The organism is Sphingorhabdus contaminans (assembly GCF_007280415.1).
Taxonomy (GTDB): Bacteria; Pseudomonadota; Alphaproteobacteria; order Sphingomonadales; family Sphingomonadaceae; genus Sphingorhabdus_B; species Sphingorhabdus_B contaminans.
The window spans coordinates 383,322-406,665 of sequence record NZ_VKKU01000001.1; the positions used below are offsets into that span (position 1 = coordinate 383,322).

Here is a 23,344-nt window from a genome sequence, read left to right on the forward strand (position 1 = left end):
GATGTTGCCTTTGCCGGGGATATCCCCGTTAGGAGTATGAAATGGGTGGATTGAGCATCTGGCATTGGCTGATTGTCGGAATATTGGTGTTGCTTTTGTTCGGCAAAGGCCGCTTCTCCGACATGATGGGCGATGTGGCCAAGGGCATTAAAAGCTTCAAAAAAGGCATGAGCGAAGACGACGACGCGCCGAAAGCCCCGCCGCAAATTGGTGCGACGACCGTCATCGACGCAGAAAAGCAGACCGACAAGACTCAAGGCTAAGGCAGATGTGCGCGACGTTCCCCAGGCCCTCGTTATCGGGGGCGTTGAATGTTTGACGTCGCCTCGTCCGAATTTCTGCTGGTCGTCCTTGTGGCTTTGCTGGTCATTGGCCCCAAGGATCTTCCCAAGGTCTTGCGTGTGGTCGGCAAATGGGTCGGCAAGGCGCGCAGTGTGGCGGCCCAATTCCGGTCCGGATTTGACGAGATGGTCCGCCAGTCCGAGCTTGAGGAACTGGAAAAAAAGTGGAAGGCCGAAAATGAACGCATCATGCGCGAACATCCGGCCGACCCGCGCGCCGATGTTGTCGGCGATGAAAATCCCCCGGTGCAGCCCGAACTTCCGATGAACCCTGCACCTGCGGCAGAGGCGCCGACCAAGTCATGAGCGACATTGACGACAGCAAGATGCCCTTGCTCGATCATCTGATCGAGTTGCGCAGCCGGCTTTTGTGGAGCTTTCTGGCGCTCGCCATCGCCTTTGGTATTTCGATTTATTTCGCCCGTCAGATTTTCGGCTTTCTGGTCCAGCCCTTGCTGGCATCGGGGCAAAACAAGCTGATCTACACGGCGATTTTCGAGGCTTTTTTTGTCGAGATTAAGGTCGCCTTTTTCGCGGCGACATTCTTTTCATTTCCGGTCTTTGCAACGCAGCTCTGGCGGTTTGTTGCGCCGGGACTGTACGCCAAGGAAAAGCGTGCGTTTCTGCCCTTTTTGCTGGCAACGCCCGTCCTGTTCACCATAGGCGCCGCGATGGCCTATTATATGGCGATCCCTGTGGCGCTCAACTATCTGCTCGGCTTTGGCGGCAATGTTGGCGGTGTGGAACAGCAGGCTTTGCCGGGTGTCGATAACTATCTCAATTTCGTGATGAAATTCATATTCGGGTTCGGCATCTCGTTCCTTCTGCCCGTGCTGCTCATGCTGCTGGAAAAGGCGGGGATCATTACGCTGGCGCAGTTAAAGGGCGGGCGGCGTTATGCCATTGTCGGGGCGTTTGCCATTGCGGCCGTCCTCACCCCGCCCGACGTCGTATCGCAGCTTTTGCTCGCGATACCCTTGTGCATTTTGTACGAACTGGCGATCATTGCCATCTGGCTCACACATCGTGGCCAAACGAAAACGGCCCCGGAAATATCCGAGACCGTTGCCGAATAATTTCCGGCGTTTCAGTTGATGATTTCTTCGCCCTTTTTGCCGACGGATTCGATATCCTCGCCTGCACCCTTAACGGTGTTGCACCCGGCAGCCAGAAGGGAAGCTGAGAGCAAAATTACGGTGGCAAGTTTACGCATGAAAGCCTCCTATGTTGATTAAAGCAAGTCGTCAGGACCTGTCTTATCAACACAAAGAGGCGTTTAATGTTCCGGCCTGGACAGGCGCGGGTTCAGATTGCGCGGTCGCCGGCTTCGCCCACGGACTCGATATCCTCTCCCAGGCCTTTGACGGTGTTACATGCCGAAAGCAGGATTGAGGCGGATATCAGGATTGCCGTTGCTAACTTACGCATAAATGGTCTCCAATGTGACAGGTGCCGCTTAGTGCACCTGTCAAACTGAATAAAAGCTTACAAAATACGGCGCTGCTTCAGAAACTGAAACGCGCCGTCAGTCTGAAATCGCGCCCGGCGAGCGCGACGAAATCCTTGGTAAAGGATGCCGCACGTCGTGCCTCGACATCGAAGATGTTGTTCGCGGCCGCGATCAGGCTGATATTCTTGTCACGACCAAAGGGCCGCCAGGTGACAGAGGCGTTCACCATGGTGAATCCGTCGGTCGGGTTTTCGAAACCTGCCGTGCGTGTCTGGCTATCGGTCCATTCGACCTCGCCCCGCAGGTCGAGCGCGCCGCTCTGCAGTTCAAGGCCGCCCTGAAGACGCAGCGGCGGGATGCGCGGGGCAGGGCCTTCGCCCTTGATCGTCGCACGGGTATAGTCGGCTACGCCGTCGACCACCACGTCAAAGCCCGCGGCATGGCCAAGCTGTGCACTGGCTTCCGCCTCTATGCCCCACACATTGGCCTTTCTTTGCAGATAGACAAATTCGGGCAGGTCATCGACGATATTGCCGGTTTCGCTTTCATAAATGAAATTGCTGAAGCGGTTGGTATACACCGTGGTGGTAAAGTCGAAACGGGTGCTGTCGTAGCGGGCGTAAAGCTCGCCATTCCAGCTGCGCTCGCTCCGCAAATCCGGGTCACCCACTTCAAAGGATTGCGTTGCCACATGCGGGCCGTCGGAGAATAGTTCCTCGACGGACGGGGCGCGGCCGGTGCGCGACACATTCGCGCCGATCTTCAGGTCGCCAATATTATAGCCGATGCCAAAAGCCGCGGACACATTGTTGAATTTGCGCGTGATTCCGAGCGGCTGCGCCTCCAGATTTGCATGGTCAAAGCGGACCGCGACTTCCGTATCCAGCCCGCCGACTGAAAATTCCTGCAAGGTGAACAGACCGAGCTGGTTCGTGCGCGTCGGTGGCAAAAAGGCTTCGTCACCCACGGCTTCAAAATCGCGGGTCTGGAACTGCAGGCCGCTTGCACCCCGCCAGCCGCCATTTTCATTCTGGGTCAGCTCGAAACGGGACTCGATGGCTTTGCTGAAAAAGGTTGTCCCGACATCGGGACCTTCCAGTTCCTTATGCGTATAGTTGGCGTAGCCGGCGCGCAGGCGGGCCTTGTCGAAAAAGCCGTCGCCAAGCTCCACCTCCCCGCGAAGGTCAAACCGGTACTGGCGCAGGTCGATGCTGACTTCGCCGCCCACAGGTTCGGTAAATTCGGGGCGCTCCGGAATGCCGTAGACCGTGTCGTAGATATTGAACGAAACGCCCAGGCTGCCGCCATCATCGATGAAGGCACCACCGGCGCCGAATGTCCAGGTTTCCACGCCGCTATTGGGCAGGCGTCCGCGGAAATCGGCCCAGTCGCGTGCATTTGCCGCTTCGGTCACATTACCGAGCGCGGCTTCATCTGCGGCCACGTCCAGCGCCTCGGCGCGCAGCTCCGGCGAAAGGAGGTAGCCGCCAATGCGCAGATCTTTCGATTTGCGATAGCTGCCGTCAACATGTGCGACGAAGCGGTCGGACAGAGGAACATCAACCGATGCGCCGCCCGAATATTCCTTCGATACGGTCGAATAACCGAGCAGTGCGTCGATATGGACGGATTCCGACGGTACCGCGCGCGGGATGCGTTTATCGATGACGTTGACGGCGCCGCCGACGGCCTGTCCGCCGAACAGCAATACTGCCGGACCGCGCAGCACTTCGATGCGCTCGGTCGTCAGGGCATCAATCGTGACCGCGTGATCTGCCGACGTATTGGACGCATCGATATTCCCGATACCGTCGGTCAGTACCGAAACGCGGTTGCCCTGAAATCCGCGCAGGACAGGGCGTGACGCCCCGGGCGAAAAGCTTGTTGCAGAAACGCCCGGTATGCTGGTCAGCATGTCGCCGATCTGCCCCTGCGTTTCGGACGCCAGTTCCTCACCCGACAGCGCTGACGTACCGGACAGGATGTCGAGGCGCTCGACATAGGGCGCCGTTACAACAATTTCTTTTTCCGTGTGAAAATCGTCATCGCCGGTTGTCGCAGCGCTTTGCTGCGCATGTGCGGGTGCAACCAAGGCGAGGGAGAGCGCGCATAGGCTCGCGGAATAGAGCGTCGTACGTGTTAGAAACATTGAAATAATTACCATTTTTTGAAGGGAGGCGCGTAGAGATAGACAATATGATATAATATAACAACACCTAAAAGCGCCTTTCGACGAAATGGCGGCTGGGCCCGACGATTTGCATTGCGGCAGCCGTCCGGTCTGCCGGTCCGGCCAATGTCCTGCACACTGCGTCTTGCGGATGTGGCGGAACGTCTTTAGCACCCGACGGCATGACGACTTTGCCAAATACACTCGATCTGATCGGGAATACTCCATTGGTCCGTTTGCGCGGACCGAGTGAAGAAGCCGGATGCGATATCTTCGGCAAATGTGAATTTGCCAATCCCGGCGCGTCGGTCAAAGACCGTGCCGCATTGTTCATTGTGCGCGACGCCGAACAACAGGGCCTGCTGAAACCGGGGGGCACCATCGTGGAAGGGACCGCCGGAAATACGGGTATCGGCCTTGCGCTGGTCGCAAATGCCCTGGGCTATAAAACAATCATCGTGATGCCTGAGACCCAGTCGCAGGAGAAAAAGGACACACTTCGCGCATTGGGTGCGCAACTGGTTCTTGTTCCTGCCGCGCCCTATTCAAATCCGGGGCATTTCGTGCACACATCGCGCCGTTTGGCCGAAGAAACACCCAATGCGGTCTGGGCAAACCAGTTCGACAATATCGCCAACCGCAAGGCGCATATCGAAACCACGGCGGAAGAAATCTGGGCCCAGATGGACGGGCGTGTCGACGGCTTTACCTGCGCAGCAGGCACGGGCGGCACCATCGCAGGTGTGGGCCTTGGGCTGAAGGCCAAGAATGACAATGTCACAATCGCTCTGACGGATCCGCACGGGGCTGCGCTCTACAATTATTTCGCATGTGGTGAGCTGCGCTCCGAAGGCAGTTCCGTTGCGGAAGGGATCGGGCAGGGGCGTATCACGGCAAATCTGGATGGTGCACCGATTGATACGCAATTCCGGATTTCGGATGAGGAAGGCCTGGTCTGGGTCCGGCGTCTTCTGGCCGAAGAAGGTCTGTGCCTCGGCCTGTCGTCCGGCATCAATGTGGCCGGTGCCATCGCGCTTGGAAAGCAGCTTGGCAAAGGTGCCCGGGTCGCTACGATCCTGTGCGATACCGGTTTTCGCTATCTGTCGACAATCTACAATCCGGAATGGATGAAGTCCAAAAACCTGCCGCCCATGCCTTGGCAACTGGAAAATTGACGCTATCCTCTCCATATACGGTTCGTGTCTGAACATTGTCGCGAGAAAGAAGTCACATGGTAGAACCACGCCAATCGGCACTGCAGCGCATACAGGTCGGCGTTATTGGTCTTGTCGTCGTGCTTTTGTTTGTCAGTCTCGCGAATATGGTACTCGACCGTGTGAAGTCGGGCCCGGACTCCGCCACCACCCCGAATAGCGCGGTGATCGCCGGTTCTGAAACTGCGCCCCCGGACGAGCCTCTGGCCGAACTCGGCGTGACACCGATTGCAAAGGATGATGAGGCGGAAAAGGCACTTGAAGAACCGGCGCAATCGATACGGCAGGTCCCGGGCCGCACCCAATAAGGATGCCCATGCGCACATTTAAATCCTTACTTCGCTCCGGCGCGCAAAAGCGCCTGCTGGTCGGTTTGCTGCTGGTTCTGGGCGTGATATTCTTTCTTTCCGCCATGCGCTATTTCCAGAACGACGAAGGCGGGATCAAACCCAAGATCGGCCTGATGACGACCTTGCCCCTGCAATGGAGCGAGGGCGGTATCGAAGCCGATCTTTCCGAGGATGCGCAGCCGCATCCGGCCTATGCCCGTTTGCAGGAGCAATATGATGTCCGTCCGGTCGACAGCTTCGACGTGCTGGACGGCAAAGCAATGGACATGCTTATCCTTGCGCAACCGCGGGCGCTTACGCCGGCGGAGCTGGTAAAGCTTGATGGCTGGGTCCGTGCAGGTGGACGTTTGCTGATATTTGCCGATCCGGCGCTGCAATGGGGAAGTCTTTATCCGATAGGTGACAAACGCCGCCCCTTGTTCACAACCATGTTGTCGCCACTCTTTTCCCACTGGGGACTGGAGCTTGTTCTGCCCATGACCGGGCAGGAGGCGATTACATTGCTGAATGTAAACGGGCTGACATTGCGTACCCAAACCGCGGGCGAATGGATTGAAAAGCCGGGCGAAAACAAAGACGCCTGCCGGATATTGGAACAACGGATTTTGGCGGACTGCAAGATCGGCAAGGGCCGCGCTGTGCTTGTGGCCGATGCCGATCTGCTCGACACTGTTTATTGGGAGGGTCAGGGGGTTCGCGTCGTTACCGGCACCGATGAATTCCCAAATCTGATATGGGTGGAAAAGCTGGTTGCTGCGATCCGTTCGAACAAGGATGTCGCCGGGGATTTTGTGGGTCAATGACGGGTTTGTTTTCATCTTTGCCGGGAAATTATGGGAAAGCCGCAGAATTGCGTGCGAAATGGGTGGGATATGCGCGGAGAAGGGGCAGTTTTTTTGAAGGGCATTTCAAAATATATGCATTGAAAACAGATATTTACCGACAATATCGATAATTTTCCCATAAATTCCCTCTTTTCATCCATAAAATCCCTTGGTATGCCCAGTCATCCAAGGGGTGGATTCCTGATTCTTACGGTCGTTCCGGCGTCCGCATGGCGATGTCCTTTCGCCATGGTCGGCAATCTGCGCCCTGCTTCGGAGGGTGGGTTAGAGCTGTGTCAGCATTGGTCGTCTATGCAGGTTCGGGGGTGTCTACTGTAGACGCCAAGGGCCGTGCGACGATTCCTGCCGAACTTCGTGACAGCGTTCAGGCATCGAGCGGCGCCAATACCGTCTGCATCGCACGCCATTCCAAATTGCCCTGCCTGATCGGCTTTGGCGGGGCGGAGCGTTTGAAGCTGCGCGCCGATGTCGAGGCACAATGGCAAAGCGCGATCAGCCGTGGCGTCGAATTTGACCGCGAACTTGCAGGTGTGTCGGCCTCATCTATTTTTGAAACAAATTTCGAAGCCAGCGGGCGCTTTGTTTTGTCGCCCATGCTGCGCCACTTCGGGAAAATCGAAGACCGGGCATTCTTCTTCGGCGCGACCACGCACTTCATGCTGTGGAATCCGGACGTGTTCCTGTCCGACGCCCCCGCAGGTTTCGATGCCGTAAAGGACGAGCTGAACTATTGGCTCGCCCAGGCCGGAAAGCGCGACAAATGACCGCGCAGGCTCCCCATATTCCCGTTTTGCTGGATGAAGTAATTCACTCTCTGGCCATCACCCCTGGCTCAGAGATCGTGGATGGCACCTTTGGGGCAGGAGGATACAGCCAAGCGATACTGGCTGGCGGTGCACGCGTTTACGCGTTTGACCGCGATCCCGATGCCCTTTCAGAAGGTGCGGACCTTGCAGGCCGCAGTGGAGGTGCTTTGCGCCTCTACTCGGCCTGCTTTTCTGATCTCGACACCGTGTTGCTGGCCGATGGTATCACCAGCGTTGACGGCGTCGTCCTCGACATCGGCGTGTCGTCCATGCAGCTTGACCGGGCCGAACGTGGCTTTTCTTTCCAAAAAGATGGTCCGCTGGATATGCGGATGGCGCAGGAAGGAATGTCTGCCGCCGATTTCGTCAACGAAGCTGACGAGGCCGAAATTGCCGATGTGATCTATCGTTATGGTGAAGAGCATCGTTCGCGCCGGATTGCGCGCGCGATTGTTGCCGCACGTCCCCTGACCACAACGGCGCAACTGGCCGCGATCGTGCGCAAAGCCGTGGGCCATAAGCCCGGCGCCCCGAAAGACCCGGCAACGCGGGCTTTTCAGGCAATCCGTATTCATATCAACCGCGAACTTGATGAACTTACCGACGGGCTTGAGGCAGCAGAACGCATGCTGAAGCCAGGCGGTCGTTTGGCTGTGGTGACATTTCACAGCCTCGAAGATCGCATTGTTAAACAGTTTCTGCGCCGCCGTAGTGGCGCGGAGGGTGCAGGGTCCAGGCATATCCCGGTGGTCGCAAATGCTGGCCCTGCATCCACTTTTGAAAAGGCCGGCAAGGCCATCCGTCCTTCCGAGGCGGAACTCAACCGAAACCCGCGGGCACGTTCGGCCACTTTAAGAACGGCAACCCGCACAGCAGCGCCCGCATGGGCAGAAGGAGGATTGGCAGCATGAGTCTCGCCATGAAGCGTTTAAAGAATTTAGGCTGGCTGGCGCTGGTGTTCATGGTGGCTATTCTGCTTTATCCGCTGTCGCTGAATGTTGCGGCGGTGCACAGTGATCTGATTGCTGTGGATCGCGAAATTCTGAATACCAAGCGGGAAATCAGTTTCCTTCAGGCTGAAATCCGGACGCGTGCAAGTCTGCAGCAGCTCGAAGAATGGAACGAGTTGCTTTACGGATATGCGCCACCCACCGCAGCGCAATTTGTCGATGGCGAAGCCGCGCTTGCCGGCCTGAGCTCGGATTTGCCGGTCACCAAACCTGTAATGGTCGCATCCAACGATCAGCCGTCCGGTTCAATCGGAAACGGCGGCCATAATGCTGCACCTGTTCCGTCCGAACCGGACATCAAGGTTGCACAGGTTTCAAATGCAGCATCGTCTGTCCAGGCCCCCAAGGTTGAGCAAAGCCGTACGGAGCGTCTGGCAAGAATGGACGAAAAGCTGCTGTCCGACGACCTGATGCGTGACATTGCGGCCAAGGCAGACCGGGAGCGCAAAGGTCGATGACCATATTGGCAGCCCGGACGACAACACGCAAAAACGGGATTGGTACGCCGCCATTTGCGGCATTGGGATTTTGGCGGCTGCTGGTCTTGCTGGCAGCATTCGGGCTGTTTGTGCTTCTGCTGATCGGGCGGCTGGCGACACTGGCGCTCTTTGAAAGCACCCGTGCCTATGGCGCGACAAATACCGACTATGTTCCCGACCGCGGCGATATTGTCGACCGGAACGGCGTGCCGCTGGCGCGCAGCATTTACGGCTATGCGATCTGGGTAAAGCCTGACCAGTTGCTTGGTGACCGCAAAGAGCTGGCCAAGCAGTTGGCCGCGATCTTCCCCGATACAAGCGCGGCGGAGTTCTACGGCAAGCTTACCGCCGACAAGCCTGGCTATCTGCGCAAGCGTGCGCTTCCGGAACAGGTGCGTCAGGTGCATGACCTTGGCGAAATTGCCATTGAATTTCCGCGTGAGGCAACCCGCCTTTATCCGCAGCATGATATGGCTGCGCATGTCCTGGGCTTTGTAAACCGTGACGGTAACGGCGCCATGGGGATGGAGCGGGTGATGAACGAACATCTCCGCAACCCTGCAAAACGATCGAAGCCGTTGAACCTGGCGCTGGATGTCCGCGTTCAGGCGGCGTTGGAGAGCGAGCTGTTGTCGGGCATGCGCTCCAATGGTGCGAAAGGTGCAGCGGGCATCGTGCTTGATGTGCAAACGGGGGAGGTGGTTGCCATGGCCACATTGCCATCGTTCAACCCCAACCGCCCGGTGTTCGCGAATATTCCGGATCTTGGTGAAACCATCGTCGATGGCCGCTATCCTATTTCGCGCCAGACCAACAATGTGACGAACCGTGTCTATGAACTGGGTTCGACATTCAAACCCTTGACGGTGGCGGCTGCGCTTGATGCCGGAACGGTACGCGACCTGTCGATCCGCTATGATGCGACGAAGCCCATTGAAATTGGCGGCTTCAAGATCCGCGACACCCATCCATCGGGGCGCTGGCTGAATACGCCTGAGGCTTTGATCCACAGCTCGAACATCGTGACCGCGCAGATCGCCGACAATCTGGGTGCGGAGCGTATGGATGCCATGTTGCGGACGATGCACTTCAACAGCCGGCCCGATATCGAACTCGCGGAAAAGGCAAAGTCGATCTATCCCAAAAAATGGGGGCGGCTGACCAATATGACGGTCGGTTTCGGCCACAGTATTGCGGTGACGCCGCTGCATCTTGCCAGCGCCTATGCCGCGATGGTGAATGGCGGGATTTACCGTCCGGCCACGATGTTCAAGACGGACCCCAATGCAAAGCTGCCCGGAAAGCGCGTCTTTACCGCAGCGACCAGCGCCCGCATGCGGCAGCTTATGCGCATGATCGTTGTCGATGGTACGGGTCGCAAGGCGGACGCGCTGGGTTACCGCGTGGGCGGCAAGACGGGCTCGGCGGAAAAGCCGGGCGTTGGCGGATATAACCGCAGCCTGGTTGTCGCCACCTTCGCCGCCGCCTTCCCGATGGACAATCCGCGCTATGTGGTGCTGGCCATGCTCGACGAACCCAAGGGCACCGCAGAGGCTAGCTTTCAGCGAACCGCTGGCTATACCGCTGCACCGGTGGTCCAGAAAACAATCACGCGCATCGGTCCGCTCCTGGGCATTATACCCGATATGAAGCGCGATGTTGATGTTTCGGAACTGATGCCTCTATTGTGGAAGGCAAAGGGAGAGTAAGAATGCGGCTGGGACAATTGCTGACCGATCTGGACGGTGCAGCCGCCGAACAAACAGTCACCGGTTTTGCCATTGACCACCGAAAAATTGCTCCCGGAACGGTTTTCGGAGCTTTTCAGGGTGCTGCCTTCAATGGCGAGGATTTTATCGACGAGGCGATTGCCGCCGGTGCGATTGCCATTGTCGCACGGCCCGAGGCGAAGGTGTCGGGTGCTGTCCATATCGCCGACGCTGTCCCGCGCCGCCTTTTTGCGCAGCTTGCGGCCAGATATTTCCGCCCTTTCCCGCAGCATATTGCCGCTGTCACAGGCACCAACGGCAAAACGTCCACGGCCGAGCTGACGCGGCAATTGTGGCGGATGGCCGGCCACCATGCCGCGTCCATCGGAACGCTGGGCATTACCACCGCGTCCGATCAGGCGAAGACCGGGCTGACCACGCCGGATATCGTTACCTTCCTGTCCAACATGGCCGGCCTGTCGCGCGAAGGCGTGACCCACACCATCTTTGAAGCATCAAGCCACGGCCTTTCGCAATATCGCAGCGAAGGCGTGCCCGTGTCAGTCGCCGCATTCACCAATCTCAGCCGCGACCATCTCGACTATCATGGCACGATGGAGGAGTATTTCGAGGCCAAGATGCGGCTGTTCGACGAGGTGGTCGATGAAAACGGCACGGCGGTCATCTGGGCGGACGATATCTGGTCCGACAAGGTCATCGAGCGCGTCAAGAAACGGGAAATCCGGCTGATCACCGTCGGTGAAAAGGGCAAGGGCATCCAGCTTTTGTCCCGCCAGCCGACGCAATTGGGCCAGACATTGGAACTGCGGATCCAGGGTGATGTGACGAAGGTCAAATTGCCGCTGATCGGGGCATATCAGGCCGCAAATGTGCTTGTCGCAGCCGGTGTGGTCATGGCGAGCGGGGGCGATGTCGAGGATGTGCTGTCCCACATGGCCCGCCTGCAACCCGTGCGCGGACGTCTTGAGCGGGCGGTCATCACCAAAAGCGGCGCGCCCGTTTATGTGGATTATGCCCATACCCCCGATGGTTTGAAAGCCGTCATTGCCGCCCTTCGTCCGCATACCAAAGGCAAGTTGATCACCGTTTTTGGCGCAGGCGGGGACAGGGACAAGGGCAAACGGCCGGAAATGGGCGCGATTGCCGTTGCGGATTCCGACATCACCATCGTCACCGACGACAATCCGCGCAGCGAAGACCCGGGCCTGATCCGCGCGGACATCATGGCCGGTGCCCCCGGTGCGCACGACATCGGCGACCGGCGCTACGCCATCGCATTTGCGATCGAGCATGCCGAACCCGATGATATTGTCCTGATCGCAGGCAAGGGCCATGAGCAGGGACAGATTATCATGGGCCGCGTCCTGCCTTTCGATGATGTCGAAGTCGCGCGTGAGTGCGCGGCATGATGCCATTATGGACCCACGCCGAACTGGTCGCCGCAACCGGCGGACAGGCATCGGGCGAATTTGACGCCAATGGCGTCGCCTTCGATTCCCGGGAAATCGGGAAAGGGGACCTGTTTTTTGCCCTGAAGGGCGAGGCAACCGACGGGCATTTGTTCGTCGGCAAGGCATTTGCAAATGGTGCCGCCGGTGCAATTGTCAGCGAACCCGTTGATTTCCCCCATATTCTTGTAAAGGATACATTCGCGGCGCTCAATGATCTGGCCCGCGCCGCGCGTGCCCGCATGGGCGGAAAAGTTGTCGGCGTAACGGGTTCGGCGGGTAAAACCGGCACGAAAGAGGCTCTGTTCGCCGCGCTTGACCGTTCGTCACGGGGCAAGGCGCACCGGTCGGTCAAAAGCTATAACAACCATGTCGGCGTTCCGCTCAGCCTCGCCCGGATGCCGCGCGATACGGTGTTCGGCATATTTGAAATGGGCATGAACCATGCCGGTGAGCTTCGCGCGCTCACGGCACTGGTCCGGCCGCACGCTGCGATCATCACCACCATCGCACCGGCCCATATCGAGTTTTTCAAGGATGAAAGCGGCATCGCCGATGCAAAGGCCGAGATTTTCGAAGGCCTGCTGGCCGACGGAACGGCGATCATCCCGCGTGACAATGCGCATTATGAGCGGCTGCGCAACGCTGCGACCAAATATGCCACCCATATTGTAAGCTTTGGTTTCTCGCCCGAAGCCGATGTCCGGTTGCTCGACCATGTTGCGGGGGCCAACGGGGAAACCCTTATCACCGCGCAGTTGCCAAAAGGCGCGCTATGCTATGGCCTTTCGCAATCCGGGGAGCATTGGATGTCCAATTCGCTCGCCGTATTGGCGGCGGTCGAGGCCGTCGGCGGCGATCTTGCCGCAGCGGGTCTGGCCCTTGCCGAACTGGGTGGCCTTGCCGGACGCGGTGCCCGTCATGTCATCCCGGTGCAAAACGGCTCCGCCTTGATCATTGATGAAAGCTATAATGCCAACCCTGCTTCCATGGCCGCTACGCTGGCGCAACTCGGCAAGGTTGACGGTCGCAAAATAGCCGTACTCGGCACGATGAAGGAACTGGGCGACAAAAGCAGCGAATTTCACCGCGCTCTTGCTGAGCCATTGTCGGCAGCAAAAGTAGATTTTACAATTTTAGTCGGTGAAGAGATGGAAATTCTCGCCGAGAGGTTGAAGGCGGGGGTTGAGGGACTGCCGGAATTCGCGCATTGCGCCACGGCGCGCGAAGCCCTCGAGCTTCTCAAAAGCAATTTACGTGAATCCGATACGGTATTGGTCAAAGGCTCCAACAGCATGGGGCTTTCGGCGATTGTCAGTGACTTGGTGGGTGGGAAAAGCTGATGCTCTATTTATTGGCGGAATATCTGGGTTTTCCCGGCATTCTGAACCTTTTGCGCTATTTGAGCTTCCGCTCCGGTGCCACTGTTGCCACGGCTCTTGTCATCGGCCTGCTGATCGGACCTAAATTCATCGGTATGCTCCGTGTCCGTCAGGGCAAAGGGCAGCCGATCCGTACCGACGGACCGCAAACACATCTGGCAAAGGTCGGAACGCCTACAATGGGCGGTCTCATGATCCTGATCGCTGTTTCAGCGTCGATGCTTTTGTGGATGAACCTTGAAAATGTCTATGTCTGGGCATGTCTGCTGGTCATGGCCGGATTTGGCATCGTCGGATTCATGGACGATTATGACAAGGTCAAAAAGCGCAGCCACAAAGGCGTTTCGGGCAAGGTGCGGCTGCTGTTCGAATTTGCAATTGCCGGTGTCGCGGTATCCCTGATCGTGTGGCAATCGGGCGGTATGTTGTATCTGCCCTTTGTAAACGGGCCGGTTCTCGATCTCGGCTGGTGGTATGTGCCGTTCGGGGCCTTTGTTATCGTGGCTTTCGGGAACGCGGTAAACCTGACCGATGGTCTGGATGGCCTTGCAACCATGCCCGTTATCATCGCGTCGATTGCCTTCATGCTGATCGTCTATATGGTCGGCAACGCCAAATATGCCGCCTATCTTGGTATTCCATTCTATCTTGGTGCCGGTGACCTTGCCATGCTGTGCGGTGCTATTGTCGGCGCGGGCCTTGCCTTTCTGTGGTTCAACGCACCACCGGCGGCGGTCTTCATGGGCGATACTGGCAGCCTTGCGCTGGGCGGTACGCTGGGCGCGATTGCCGTTGTTGCGCACCATGAATTTGTGCTCGCCATCATCGGCGGCCTTTTCGTGGTGGAGGCCTTGTCGGTCATCATCCAGGTGTTCTGGTTCAAGCGCACGGGCAAGCGCATTTTCCGTATGGCGCCGATCCATCATCATTTCGAACAGCTTGGCTGGTCAGAGCCCACCGTTGTTATTCGATTCTGGATTGTGGCTTTCGTTCTGGCGCTTGCGGGTCTATCAACCCTCAAGCTCAGATGATTACCAGCCCGGCCTTTAAAAACCGCAAATTTGCTCTGTTGGGCCTCGCACGATCAGGCCTTGCCGCTGCGCGGTCGCTGTCGGCTGGCGGCGCCGAGATTCTGGCGTGGGACAATGATGAAAATGCCCGCGCCAAGGTCGCCGATATTGCGACAATAGCCGACCCGCTGGATGCCGATCTATCCGGTTATGACGGGATTGTCGTATCCCCCGGTGTTCCCATAAACCGCCACCCCATTGCTCAAAAGGCGAGGGAGCAGGGCATTCCCCTCATCGGGGATATCGAGCTGTTCGCCATGGCCCGTGCCGACCTGCCGCCGCACCGTGTGGTCGGCATTACAGGCACAAATGGCAAGTCGACCACAACGGCACTTGTCCATCACCTGCTGAAAAGCGCGGCGCTTCCCGTGCGGATGGGCGGCAATATCGGATTGCCGATTTTGTCGCAGGCACCTTTACCCGCAGGCGGTGTATATGTTCTGGAACTGTCGAGTTACCAGATTGATATCACCCATAGTCTCGCTTGTGACGCCGCTGCGCTCATCAATCTGTCACCCGATCATCTCGACCGTTATGACGGTTATGAAGCCTATATCCGTTCCAAAGCACGGCTGTTTGAAATGCAGACGGCAAAACAGCATTCCGTATTTGGCAATGGCGATGAAGACACGTTGCGCATTTACAATGAAGCGCGCGAACGCAGGGGCGCAGGCGTCGTCCATCTGGCCGATCCGGCCGCGATTTCGGGTCAGCAGGACTGGCCGTCCTTGCAGGGACCCCATAATCTTCAGAATATTGCCATTGCGATCGGGCTGGTCGAAGCGCTTGGCCTGACCGAGGCGCAATGGCGGCCGGCCATGCGCAGCTTCAAGGGATTGGCGCACCGCATGGAGGTTGTGGCCGAACGCAATGGCGTGCTGTTTGTCAATGACAGCAAGGCAACAAATGCCGCATCAACAGCCCCGGCACTTGCCGCATATCCCCGTGTGCACTGGATTGTCGGCGGGCTGGCCAAAAGCGATAATCTGGACGAATGCGTCCCCAATTTCGGCCATGTCGTGAAAGCCTATACCATCGGTGAAGCCGGGCCGTTGTTCACGAAACTGCTGTCGCCGCACATGCCTGTCGAAAGCAGCGAGATGATGGGTGCTGCCGTCCATTCGGCTGCGGCACAGGCCAAAGCGGGCGACGTCATCATGTTGTCGCCTGCATGTGCTTCCTTCGACCAGTTCAAGGATTTCGAAGCCCGCGGTGACGCGTTTAAAGCGATAGTCGAGGCGTTATGAGCGGCGATCGTGGCGAAGTTCCCTGGGTGTTGGCGGCCAAGACGGGCAAGATCGGTTTTGCAAACCGACTGGGCCGCGGTGACCGTTCACCCCTGGGTGTGTGGTTCTGGGAACTGGACCGGGTTCTGCTCTCGCTGATGATCGTGTTGATTGCGATCGGGCTTTTGTCGGTGGCGGCGGCGTCGCCTGCGGGTGCGCAGCGCCTGTCATCGTCCACGACCCAACTCAACTCGCTCTACTTTTTTTACCGCCAGCTCATGTGGGTCATTGTCGGTGTGCCGCTGATGCTCGTCGTGTCCATGTATCCGCGGGAACAGGCGCGCCGCTTTGCCGTTGTCGGCTTCTGCATATTTTTCGTGCTGCTTGCGCTCGTGCCCGTATTGGGCCGAGAGGTGAATGGTTCCCAACGCTGGATAGGGGCCGGCTTTGCCGGCCTGCAACCGTCGGAATTCCTCAAACCCTTTTTTGCCGTCACCATGGCATGGATCATTAGCTGGCGATTGAAAGATCCCACCCTTCCGGTCCGCTTGCTCAGCAGTATCGCAACGGGATTGGTGTGCGTCTTTTTGATGGCGCAGCCTGACCTTGGACAAACCATTCTCTTTGCCGGAACATGGTTTGCGCTGATGATGGTATCGGGTGTTCCTGCATCGCGGCTTTGGGCGATGGTCATCGGCGGTCTGGTTGGAATGATACTGGCCTATAATTTCTATCCCGTCGCGACCCAGCGTATCGATGCGTGGATCTTCGGGACCGAAGGCCTGACGCACGACAAGATGGCGCTGGCCACATTGACCAGTGGCGGTTTCATCGGTGTCGGGCCGGGACTGGGGACGAAGAAATATACTCTGCCCGAAGGTCACACCGACTATATTTTCTCTGTGATTGGTGAAGAATTCGGATTGCTGGCCTGTATGGTGATCGCAATTCTCTACTTTGCCATTCTTGTCCGCATCATCATCCGCCTGCTGGATGAAAAGGACCAGTTCGTCGTTCTCGCCGTAACCGGCCTCGGCGCCCAATTTTGTGGCCAGGCCATGATTAACATGGCGGTGAACCTGGGCGTCTTTCCGTCCAAAGGGATGACCTTGCCCTTTATCAGCTATGGCGGATCGTCCATTTTGGCGCTGTCGATCACATGCGGTCTCATACTGGCACTGACCAAGCGCAACCCGTATCTTGACCGTTCCCTCTATATGGTGAAGGGACAGACGCCATGAGCATTTCACGGCACTATGTCCTCGCCGCCGGTGGTACCGGTGGTCATCTCATCCCGGCATTCGCCCTTGGGCAGGAATTGCTGCACCGCGGCCACCATGTCGCCCTGATAACAGACGAGCGGGGCGCGAAAATTCCGGGCGCACCGGAGAAAATGGCAACCCATATCCTGCCTGCAGGTCGCATCACCAAAAGCCCGGCAAGCTGGTTGCCCGGTGTAAAGGCCATCGCCGAGGGGCGGTTGATGGCGCGGCGTCTCTATGACAGTTTTGAACCCAGTGCCGTTATCGGCTTTGGCGGATATCCGGCATTTCCGGCGTTGCTGGGTGCATTTGCGGAAAATGTTCCCACCATCATCCATGAACAAAATGCCGTGTTGGGCCGCGTCAACCGCTTCACCGCGCGGCAGGTCAACGCGATAGCAACCGCCTATCCCGACATATTGCGTCTGTCGCCCCGCTATCAGGACAAGGTCCATCTGGTGGGCAATCCGGTGCGGGAAGAAGTTCTGGCGCTGCGCGACCAACCTTATCCGCCCATGTCCGCCGACGGCATATTCCGCGTGCTGGTGACAGGGGGAAGCCAGGGTGCAACCATCTTGTCCGAAGTCGTTCCCGACGGGCTGGCGCGACTGCCGCTGAATCTGCGGCGCCGTCTTCAGGTGACGCAGCAATGCCGTGCCGAGGATATCGAAACCGTGCGCCAGGCCTATGCCGCGCATGAAATTCCGGCGGAGCTTGCGACCTATCTGCCGGACCTGCCCGACCGTATGGGGTGGTCACATCTGGTCATCGCGCGGGCAGGGGCCTCGACCATTGCGGAACTGACCTGTGCAGGCCGCCCCGCCATATTGGTTCCGTTGCCGAGTGCGACGGACAATCATCAAAGCTACAATGTGAAGGAAATGGTGCAGGCGGGCGGTGCGCGCGCGATTGCGCAGACCCAGTTTACGCCCGTCGAACTGGCCAAGCAGATCCAGAAAATCGCGCTTGAACCGGGGGCACTGGAAAATGCGGCCAAGGCGGCGAAAAGCTGTGGCCGGCCCCAGGCTGTTTCCGATCTTGCCGACCTTGTGGAATCATTCGGTAAAGCGCCCATCATGCACACCATCAAACCCAAGCACGACACTGCATCCGCATTTGCGCCGTCGCCTGCGCTGGCAAAGGACACGGCATTATGAAGGGTGTTCCCAACGATATCGGAACCATCCATTTTGTCGGCATCGGCGGCATCGGCATGTCGGGTATTGCCGAAGTGATGCATAACCTTGGCTACACGGTGCAGGGTTCGGACATTGCGGACAGCTATGTCATCGACGGGCTGCGCAAGCGCGGTATCAAGGTGATGATCGGGCATAGCGCCGATAATCTGGGCGATGCGGCGGTGGTGGTCACGTCCACGGCTGTCAAAAAGGGCAATCCCGAACGCGATGCCGCGCTGGAGCGGCGCATTCCGCTGGTCCGCCGCGCCGAAATGCTCGCCGAACTGATGCGGCTGAAGAATACGGTCGCTGTTGCAGGGACGCACGGGAAGACGACGACGACGTCCCTGATCGCGGCGATGCTCGACCATGGCGGGATTGACCCGACGGTCATCAATGGCGGCATCATCAACAGCTATGGCTCCAACGCACGTCTGGGTGCCAGCGACTGGATGGTGGTCGAGGCCGACGAAAGCGACGGCAGCTTCCTGCGGCTGGACGGCACGATCGCGGTGGTGACCAACATCGATCCGGAGCATCTCGACCATTATGGCGGGTTTGACGCCATCAAGGATGCCTTTGTCGAATTTGTCGAAAATGTCCCCTTCTATGGCGCGGCCATCATGTGCCTCGACCATCCCGAGGTGCAGGCGATCTTGCCGAAGATACGGGACCGGCGGATCATCACCTATGGATTTTCGGCGCAGGCGGATATCAGGGGGGAGAATGTGACGCCCTTTCCCGGCGGGAACCGGTTCGACGTGGTCGTGCGCAACCGCGACGGATCGCAGCGCAGCATCACCGGCATCGAACTGCCCATGCCCGGCCGCCACAATGTCCAGAACGCCCTGGCGGCCATTGCCGTTGGTCTTGAAATGGGCATGGATGACCAGTCGGTCGCCCATGGCTTTGACAAATTTGGCGGGGTCAAGCGGCGCTTTACGAAGGTGGGCGAAGTGGATGGCGTGACGATCATCGACGATTACGGACACCACCCGGTCGAAATCCGCGCCGTCCTGTCGGCCGCACGCGAAGGGGCGCAGGGCAGGGTGATCGCGGTTGCCCAGCCGCACCGCTTCACCCGGCTGCGCGATCATATGGATGATTTCCAGCAGGCCTTCAACGATGCCGACATGGTGTTCATCTCGCCCGTTTATGCCGCGGGCGAGGCACCTATTGAGGGTGTCACTTCCGAAGCGCTGGTCAACGGCATCAAGGCACGCGGGCACCGATCTGCCGCCACGGTCGCCGACCAGGCGGACCTCGCGCAGAAGCTCGCCCATATTGTGCAGGACAAGGATATGGTCGTCTGCCTCGGCGCAGGTGACATTACCAAATGGGCCGCGGGGCTCGCCGATGCGATCAGGGCGGAGCGCGGATGAGCGTCGCCGAACTTCCACGCGTGGCCGGAAAACTGACGGCCGATGCACCGCTTGCGCCGCTGGTATGGTTCAAGTCGGGCGGACAGGCGCAGTGGTTGTTCGAACCCAAGGATCTGGAGGATCTCCAGTCCTTTCTGCGCAACCTCGATCCCGCAACGCCGGTCATGGCGCTGGGGCTGGGGTCGAACATGATTGTGCGCGACGGCGGCGTGCCGGGTGTCGTGGTCCGTCTGGGCAAGGCCTTCGCCAGGGTGAGCCCGGTCGACGCCACCACATTGGACTGCGGCGGCGGTGCGTCGGGCATATTGGTGTCCTCCACAGCACGCGACGCTGGCATCGCGGGTCTCGAATTTCTGCGCTCCATCCCCGGAACCGTGGGCGGCTTTGTCCGGATGAACGGGGGCGCCTATGGCGGCGAAGTGAAGGACATATTGGTCGATTGCGACGTCGTCCTGCGCGATGGCCAGCTTGCCCGGCTGAACGTCGACGACCTCCACTACAGTTACCGCCATTCGGAACTTCCCGATGGTGCCATCGTCGTATCGGCGCGGTTCCGGGGGAAGCCCGGCGAACCTTCGGCCATTCAGGCCGAGATGGACCGGATATCGGAATCGCGCGAAGCATCGCAGCCGCTGCGGTCCAAGACAGGCGGTTCGACATTCAAAAATCCCGATGGCCACAAGGCGTGGCAACTGGTCGACGAGGCTGGCTGTCGCGGACTACAAATAGGTGGAGCACAGGTGTCCGAAAAACACACCAATTTCCTGATCAACACAGGCGATGCCAGCAGCGCCGACATCGAAGCCCTGGGCGAGGAAGTCCGCCGCCGCGTCAAGGCGAAGTCCGGTATCGATCTGCAATGGGAAATCCAGCGCGTGGGTGACGTTAAATGAGCAGCCAAATCCATGTTGCAGTGCTGATGGGCGGCTGGTCCAATGAGCGCCCCGTTTCGCTGATGAGCGGCAATGGCGTGGCGGACGCCCTCGAACGCGTTGGTTATAAGGTGAGCCGGGTCGACATGGACCGGAATGTCGCGCAGGTCTTGGCGGCTTTGCGCCCCGATGTCGTGTTCAACGCACTGCACGGTGTGCCCGGCGAAGATGGCAGCGTGCAGGGCATGCTGGACCTGATGGGCATAAAATATACCCACAGCGGAATGGTGACATCCGTCATCGCGATCGACAAGGAACTGACGAAGCAGCGCCTCGTCCCGGCCGGTATTCCCATGCCGAAAGGGACAATTGTCGACAGCGAGAGCCTTTATTCGGGCGACCCCCTGCCGCGCCCCTATGTGCTGAAGCCGGTCAATGAGGGAAGTTCGGTGGGCGTCGCCATCGTCAAGGCCGACAGCAATTACGGCGACCCGATTTCGCGCGAGTCCAAAGGACCCTGGCAGGAATTCGACACATTGCTTGCCGAACCCTTTATCAAGGGGCGCGAGCTGACGGTGGCGGTATTGGGCGACAAGGCATTGTGCGTGACGGAGTTGAAGCCCAAGAGCGGCTTTTACGATTTCGATGCCAAGTATACAGATGGCCTGACCGAACATATATGCCCGGCCGAAATCCCTGCGGACGCCGCGAACTATATGATGGACATTGCGCTGAAGGCACACCGTCTGCTGGGCTGCAAGGGTGCATCACGCACCGATTTCCGCTGGGATGACGAACTGGGCCTGGATGGCATCTTTGTGCTGGAAACCAATACCCAACCCGGTATGACGCCGCTAAGTCTGGTGCCGGAACAGGCGAAATATGTTGGTATCAGTTATGAACAACTGGTCGATATCATTGTGAAAGAGGCGTTGGCATAATGGCTACTTCCTCCCGCAAGGCGAGCAGCAAACGAACGGCAAAGACGCCCCGTCCGCGGCAGAAGGTGCGGCAGATTTCGGTAATCGATCGTGCTTTCCAGGCGTTGCCATTTTCCGAAGAAGATATTCAACGCGCCGCGACTTGGCTGATTATCGCGGCGGTGACCGTGCTTGTCTACGCCGCTGCCCAATGGGCCGGCCTGACGACCGCGGCCTATCTACAATATGCGGATCTGGCCGCGCGCGCCGGTTTTCAGGTGCAGCGCGTCGAAGTGACCGGAATGGAGCGGGTGGATCAGCTCAAGGTTTATGATCTCGTTCTGGCGGAAAAGGACCGGGCGATGCCGCTGGTCGATATCGACAAGGTCCGCGCCGATCTGCTGCAATATGGATGGATAAAGGACGCCCGCGTTTCGCGCCGTTTGCCGGATACGCTGGCCGTTGAAATAGTCGAGCGCAAGCCCGCCGCCGTGTGGCAGCGCGATGGCCAATATTCCCTGATCGATGCCGAGGGCAATGTTCTGGAAAATGTAAAAATGGGCGAGGTGGGTGATCTGCCGGTTTTAAATGGAACCGATGCCAACCGCCATGCCGTTGCCCTGAACGAATTGCTGGACAAGGCCAGCGCCCTCAAATCGCAGGTCATTGGCGCAAGCTGGATCGGTAACCGGCGCTGGGATCTGAAGTTCAAGAGCGGCGAGACGCTGGCGCTTCCGGAAGGGGAGAAGGCAGCGGCCGAAGCCTTGCTGAACTTTGCCCGTATGGATGGCATCCACCGGCTGTTGGGTCGCGATCTTATCCATTTCGATCTGCGTGATCCGGAACGCGCCTATTTCCGTAAAGCGCCCAAGGCAGCCCCGGCAAATGCCGAAAGCGAAACATCCAGTGTCAAAAATAGCGGGACGCAGGCATGAAGGCGGCACGCGTAGAAAAGCTGATTTCGGCCATCGACATCGGATCGTCCAAAGTATCCGCCCTGATTGCAGGGCGCACGGATACGGGCGAACTGATCGTGCTGGGCACCGGTCAGCGTGAAAGCCGCGGCGTCACGCGCGGCTATGTATCGGATATCGAGCAGGCCGAGCTGTCGGTGCGCCATGCGGTGGAGCAGGCGGAACGGATTGCTGGTATCAATATCGAACGCGTCTGGGTGGGAATGTCGTCCGGCGGGCTGGACAGCCTGCTTGCGCCTGTCGAAATCGAGTTGGGCGGCGACCGCATTACGCAGGAAGATGTCGACCAGCTTTTGCAGGCGGGCCGCGCCAATATCCACACCGGCGGGAAAATGCCGTTGCATATCCGCCCGACGCTTTATTCGCTGGATGGTGTCGGCGGTGTGGCCAATCCGGTCGGGCTGCATGCCGACCGCCTTGGCGTTGATATACATGTGGTCCTTGCCGACCAGTCACCCGTCCGCAATATCGACATGACGGTGCGTGCGGCGCATCTTGATGTGGAATCCATTGTCGTTGCGCCGGTTGCGACGGGCCTTGCCTGTCTGACGGCGGAAGAACGCGAACTGGGTGTCGCTCTGGTCGAATTTGGCGCGGCTGTTACCAATGTATCGGTCTTTATCGGCGGCATGCTTGTCGGTCTGGAAACAATCCAGAAAGGTGCATCGGACATTACCGATGATATCGCCTCGACATTCGGTATCCGTCGGGCCCAGGCCGAGCGTCTGAAATGTTTTCACGGATCGGCACTGACCAGCCCGCGTGACCATCAGGAAGTGCTGGAGGTAGGGCCGGACGAAAACGGGACCGAAGCCGGCACCCATGCGCCCCGCATCACAAAGGCGCAATTGAACGCGGTGGTTTGCCAGCGTGTCGACAGCATCGTGTCCGAAATCGGACGTGCGCTCAAAACCCTGGGATTTTCCGGCCCGTCAAGTCACCAGATTGTCCTGACCGGTGGTGGTGCCGAATTAAAAGGTATTGCCGAACATATGCAGGGTGCGTTGGGCCGTACTGTCCGAATTGGACGGCCCGCCGGACTGAATGGCCTTCCCGAAGCACATTCGGGACCTGCCTTTTCTACTTTGGTTGGTTTGATTCATTACGCGGCGATTGACCGCGTTGACTTGAAATCCGGCTATGATTTGCATGGCGAACATATGCCTTCGGGCATGCCGAGCCTATTTGAACGTATAAAACGGGCAATCCGTGAGAATTTTTAACAGAAAGCTGTG

Annotated in this window: 24 protein-coding genes; 21 read left to right on the top strand and 3 right to left on the bottom strand. The window is 58.5% G+C overall.

The genetic code is table 11. The annotated features are described in order from the left end of the window. Window positions 1-41 precede the first annotated feature (41 nt). The 3 genes from FOM92_RS16180 to tatC are packed head-to-tail and all read left to right on the top strand — an operon-like array spanning window position 42 to window position 1,417. Window positions 42-263 (top strand): twin-arginine translocase TatA/TatE family subunit, encoded by a 222-nt coding sequence (locus FOM92_RS16180; RefSeq protein ID WP_143775103.1) that lies wholly within the window; start codon window positions 42-44, stop codon window positions 261-263. A gap of 48 nt (window positions 264-311) precedes the next feature. Then, on the top strand, window positions 312-647 hold the full coding sequence (tatB, locus tag FOM92_RS02010; RefSeq protein ID WP_143775104.1) for a Sec-independent protein translocase protein TatB: 336 nt from the start codon (window positions 312-314) through the stop codon (window positions 645-647). Beyond that, on the top strand, window positions 644-1,417 hold the full coding sequence (gene tatC, locus FOM92_RS02015) for a twin-arginine translocase subunit TatC (protein ID WP_143775105.1): 774 nt from the start codon (window positions 644-646) through the stop codon (window positions 1,415-1,417). Before tatB ends, tatC begins: the two co-directional genes overlap by 4 nt. Window positions 1,418-1,428: 11 nt before the next feature. Here tatC and FOM92_RS02020 read toward each other — a convergent pair whose 3' ends face one another. The 3 genes from FOM92_RS02020 to FOM92_RS02030 form a co-directional block, all read right to left on the bottom strand. Further along, complete coding sequence (locus FOM92_RS02020; protein WP_143775106.1) at window positions 1,429-1,554, bottom strand: entericidin A/B family lipoprotein; 126 nt, start codon at window positions 1,552-1,554, stop codon at window positions 1,429-1,431. 92 nt (window positions 1,555-1,646) lie between these two features. Beyond that, a complete protein-coding gene (locus FOM92_RS02025) occupies window positions 1,647-1,769 on the bottom strand; it encodes an entericidin A/B family lipoprotein (protein ID WP_143775107.1) in 123 nt (40 codons plus the stop codon). A gap of 77 nt (window positions 1,770-1,846) precedes the next feature. After that, the gene (locus FOM92_RS02030) at window positions 1,847-3,940 is read right to left on the bottom strand and encodes a TonB-dependent receptor (RefSeq protein WP_143775108.1); all 2,094 of its coding nucleotides are present in this window, start codon (window positions 3,938-3,940) and stop codon (window positions 1,847-1,849) included. A 203-nt stretch (window positions 3,941-4,143) separates the two neighbouring features. Here FOM92_RS02030 and FOM92_RS02035 point away from each other — a divergent pair, with 203 nt between their 5' ends. From FOM92_RS02035 to ftsA, 18 genes are all read left to right on the top strand, one after another. Then, on the top strand, window positions 4,144-5,136 hold the full coding sequence (locus tag FOM92_RS02035) for a cysteine synthase A (RefSeq protein ID WP_143775109.1): 993 nt from the start codon (window positions 4,144-4,146) through the stop codon (window positions 5,134-5,136). A gap of 56 nt (window positions 5,137-5,192) precedes the next feature. Further along, window positions 5,193-5,483 carry a hypothetical protein gene (locus tag FOM92_RS02040; protein WP_246087120.1) on the top strand — a complete coding sequence of 97 codons (291 nt, stop codon included), beginning with the start codon at window positions 5,193-5,195 and terminating at the stop codon, window positions 5,481-5,483. 8 nt (window positions 5,484-5,491) lie between these two features. Continuing rightward, window positions 5,492-6,328, top strand: a complete 837-nt coding sequence (locus FOM92_RS02045) for a Gldg family protein (protein ID WP_170226769.1) — start codon at window positions 5,492-5,494, stop codon at window positions 6,326-6,328. A gap of 314 nt (window positions 6,329-6,642) precedes the next feature. Further along, entirely contained in the window at window positions 6,643-7,134 is a 492-nt protein-coding gene (locus FOM92_RS02050) for a division/cell wall cluster transcriptional repressor MraZ (protein ID WP_143775111.1), read from the top strand. Further along, the gene (gene rsmH, locus FOM92_RS02055) at window positions 7,131-8,087 is read left to right on the top strand and encodes a 16S rRNA (cytosine(1402)-N(4))-methyltransferase RsmH (protein ID WP_143775112.1); all 957 of its coding nucleotides are present in this window, start codon (window positions 7,131-7,133) and stop codon (window positions 8,085-8,087) included. The genes FOM92_RS02050 and rsmH overlap by 4 nt, the downstream gene beginning before the upstream one ends. Window positions 8,088-8,095: 8 nt before the next feature. Beyond that, a complete protein-coding gene (locus FOM92_RS02060; RefSeq protein ID WP_143775113.1) occupies window positions 8,096-8,644 on the top strand; it encodes a hypothetical protein in 549 nt (182 codons plus the stop codon). Continuing rightward, window positions 8,641-10,374, top strand: coding sequence for a peptidoglycan D,D-transpeptidase FtsI family protein (locus FOM92_RS02065; RefSeq protein WP_143775114.1), 1,734 nt, complete (start codon window positions 8,641-8,643; stop codon window positions 10,372-10,374). The genes FOM92_RS02060 and FOM92_RS02065 overlap by 4 nt, the downstream gene beginning before the upstream one ends. 2 nt (window positions 10,375-10,376) lie before the next feature. Further along, entirely contained in the window at window positions 10,377-11,804 is a 1,428-nt protein-coding gene (locus FOM92_RS02070) for a UDP-N-acetylmuramoyl-L-alanyl-D-glutamate--2,6-diaminopimelate ligase (RefSeq protein ID WP_143775115.1), read from the top strand. Continuing rightward, window positions 11,801-13,186 (top strand): UDP-N-acetylmuramoyl-tripeptide--D-alanyl-D-alanine ligase, encoded by a 1,386-nt coding sequence (locus FOM92_RS02075; protein ID WP_143775116.1) that lies wholly within the window; start codon window positions 11,801-11,803, stop codon window positions 13,184-13,186. Before FOM92_RS02070 ends, FOM92_RS02075 begins: the two co-directional genes overlap by 4 nt. Further along, window positions 13,186-14,256, top strand: a complete 1,071-nt coding sequence (mraY, locus tag FOM92_RS02080) for a phospho-N-acetylmuramoyl-pentapeptide-transferase (protein WP_143775117.1) — start codon at window positions 13,186-13,188, stop codon at window positions 14,254-14,256. The genes FOM92_RS02075 and mraY overlap by 1 nt, the downstream gene beginning before the upstream one ends. Next, complete coding sequence (murD, locus tag FOM92_RS02085) at window positions 14,253-15,542, top strand: UDP-N-acetylmuramoyl-L-alanine--D-glutamate ligase (protein WP_143775118.1); 1,290 nt, start codon at window positions 14,253-14,255, stop codon at window positions 15,540-15,542. The genes mraY and murD overlap by 4 nt, the downstream gene beginning before the upstream one ends. After that, window positions 15,539-16,762, top strand: a complete 1,224-nt coding sequence (locus FOM92_RS02090) for an FtsW/RodA/SpoVE family cell cycle protein (RefSeq protein WP_143775119.1) — start codon at window positions 15,539-15,541, stop codon at window positions 16,760-16,762. The genes murD and FOM92_RS02090 overlap by 4 nt, the downstream gene beginning before the upstream one ends. Continuing rightward, on the top strand, window positions 16,759-17,940 hold the full coding sequence (gene murG / locus FOM92_RS02095; RefSeq protein ID WP_143775120.1) for an undecaprenyldiphospho-muramoylpentapeptide beta-N-acetylglucosaminyltransferase: 1,182 nt from the start codon (window positions 16,759-16,761) through the stop codon (window positions 17,938-17,940). The genes FOM92_RS02090 and murG overlap by 4 nt, the downstream gene beginning before the upstream one ends. After that, entirely contained in the window at window positions 17,937-19,343 is a 1,407-nt protein-coding gene (gene murC, locus FOM92_RS02100; protein ID WP_143775121.1) for a UDP-N-acetylmuramate--L-alanine ligase, read from the top strand. Before murG ends, murC begins: the two co-directional genes overlap by 4 nt. Then, complete coding sequence (gene murB / locus FOM92_RS02105; RefSeq protein WP_143775122.1) at window positions 19,340-20,236, top strand: UDP-N-acetylmuramate dehydrogenase; 897 nt, start codon at window positions 19,340-19,342, stop codon at window positions 20,234-20,236. The genes murC and murB overlap by 4 nt, the downstream gene beginning before the upstream one ends. Further along, complete coding sequence (locus FOM92_RS02110; protein ID WP_143775123.1) at window positions 20,233-21,156, top strand: D-alanine--D-alanine ligase; 924 nt, start codon at window positions 20,233-20,235, stop codon at window positions 21,154-21,156. Before murB ends, FOM92_RS02110 begins: the two co-directional genes overlap by 4 nt. After that, window positions 21,156-22,070 carry a cell division protein FtsQ/DivIB gene (locus tag FOM92_RS02115; protein WP_143775124.1) on the top strand — a complete coding sequence of 305 codons (915 nt, stop codon included), beginning with the start codon at window positions 21,156-21,158 and terminating at the stop codon, window positions 22,068-22,070. The genes FOM92_RS02110 and FOM92_RS02115 overlap by 1 nt, the downstream gene beginning before the upstream one ends. Continuing rightward, complete coding sequence (gene ftsA, locus FOM92_RS02120) at window positions 22,067-23,332, top strand: cell division protein FtsA (RefSeq protein ID WP_143775125.1); 1,266 nt, start codon at window positions 22,067-22,069, stop codon at window positions 23,330-23,332. The genes FOM92_RS02115 and ftsA overlap by 4 nt, the downstream gene beginning before the upstream one ends. The last annotated feature ends 12 nt before the right edge of the window (window positions 23,333-23,344 follow it).

Bases quoted from the DNA above. Each gene is read 5' to 3' on its own strand.
- FOM92_RS16180 (WP_143775103.1), top strand. From the start codon at position 42: ATGGGTGGATTGAGCATCTGGCATTGGCTGATTGTCGGAATATTGGTG.
- tatB (WP_143775104.1), top strand. From the start codon at position 312: ATGTTTGACGTCGCCTCGTCCGAATTTCTGCTGGTCGTCCTTGTGGCT.
- tatC (WP_143775105.1), top strand. From the start codon at position 644: ATGAGCGACATTGACGACAGCAAGATGCCCTTGCTCGATCATCTGATC.
- FOM92_RS02020 (WP_143775106.1), bottom strand. From the start codon at position 1,554: ATGCGTAAACTTGCCACCGTAATTTTGCTCTCAGCTTCCCTTCTGGCT.
- FOM92_RS02025 (WP_143775107.1), bottom strand. From the start codon at position 1,769: ATGCGTAAGTTAGCAACGGCAATCCTGATATCCGCCTCAATCCTGCTT.
- FOM92_RS02030 (WP_143775108.1), bottom strand. From the start codon at position 3,940: ATGTTTCTAACACGTACGACGCTCTATTCCGCGAGCCTATGCGCGCTC.
- FOM92_RS02035 (WP_143775109.1), top strand. From the start codon at position 4,144: ATGACGACTTTGCCAAATACACTCGATCTGATCGGGAATACTCCATTG.
- FOM92_RS02040 (WP_246087120.1), top strand. From the start codon at position 5,193: ATGGTAGAACCACGCCAATCGGCACTGCAGCGCATACAGGTCGGCGTT.
- FOM92_RS02045 (WP_170226769.1), top strand. From the start codon at position 5,492: ATGCGCACATTTAAATCCTTACTTCGCTCCGGCGCGCAAAAGCGCCTG.
- rsmH (WP_143775112.1), top strand. From the start codon at position 7,131: ATGACCGCGCAGGCTCCCCATATTCCCGTTTTGCTGGATGAAGTAATT.
- FOM92_RS02060 (WP_143775113.1), top strand. From the start codon at position 8,096: ATGAAGCGTTTAAAGAATTTAGGCTGGCTGGCGCTGGTGTTCATGGTG.
- FOM92_RS02065 (WP_143775114.1), top strand. From the start codon at position 8,641: ATGACCATATTGGCAGCCCGGACGACAACACGCAAAAACGGGATTGGT.
- FOM92_RS02070 (WP_143775115.1), top strand. From the start codon at position 10,377: ATGCGGCTGGGACAATTGCTGACCGATCTGGACGGTGCAGCCGCCGAA.
- FOM92_RS02075 (WP_143775116.1), top strand. From the start codon at position 11,801: ATGATGCCATTATGGACCCACGCCGAACTGGTCGCCGCAACCGGCGGA.
- mraY (WP_143775117.1), top strand. From the start codon at position 13,186: ATGCTCTATTTATTGGCGGAATATCTGGGTTTTCCCGGCATTCTGAAC.
- murD (WP_143775118.1), top strand. From the start codon at position 14,253: ATGATTACCAGCCCGGCCTTTAAAAACCGCAAATTTGCTCTGTTGGGC.
- FOM92_RS02090 (WP_143775119.1), top strand. From the start codon at position 15,539: ATGAGCGGCGATCGTGGCGAAGTTCCCTGGGTGTTGGCGGCCAAGACG.
- murG (WP_143775120.1), top strand. From the start codon at position 16,759: ATGAGCATTTCACGGCACTATGTCCTCGCCGCCGGTGGTACCGGTGGT.
- murC (WP_143775121.1), top strand. From the start codon at position 17,937: ATGAAGGGTGTTCCCAACGATATCGGAACCATCCATTTTGTCGGCATC.
- murB (WP_143775122.1), top strand. From the start codon at position 19,340: ATGAGCGTCGCCGAACTTCCACGCGTGGCCGGAAAACTGACGGCCGAT.
- FOM92_RS02110 (WP_143775123.1), top strand. From the start codon at position 20,233: ATGAGCAGCCAAATCCATGTTGCAGTGCTGATGGGCGGCTGGTCCAAT.
- FOM92_RS02115 (WP_143775124.1), top strand. From the start codon at position 21,156: ATGGCTACTTCCTCCCGCAAGGCGAGCAGCAAACGAACGGCAAAGACG.
- ftsA (WP_143775125.1), top strand. From the start codon at position 22,067: ATGAAGGCGGCACGCGTAGAAAAGCTGATTTCGGCCATCGACATCGGA.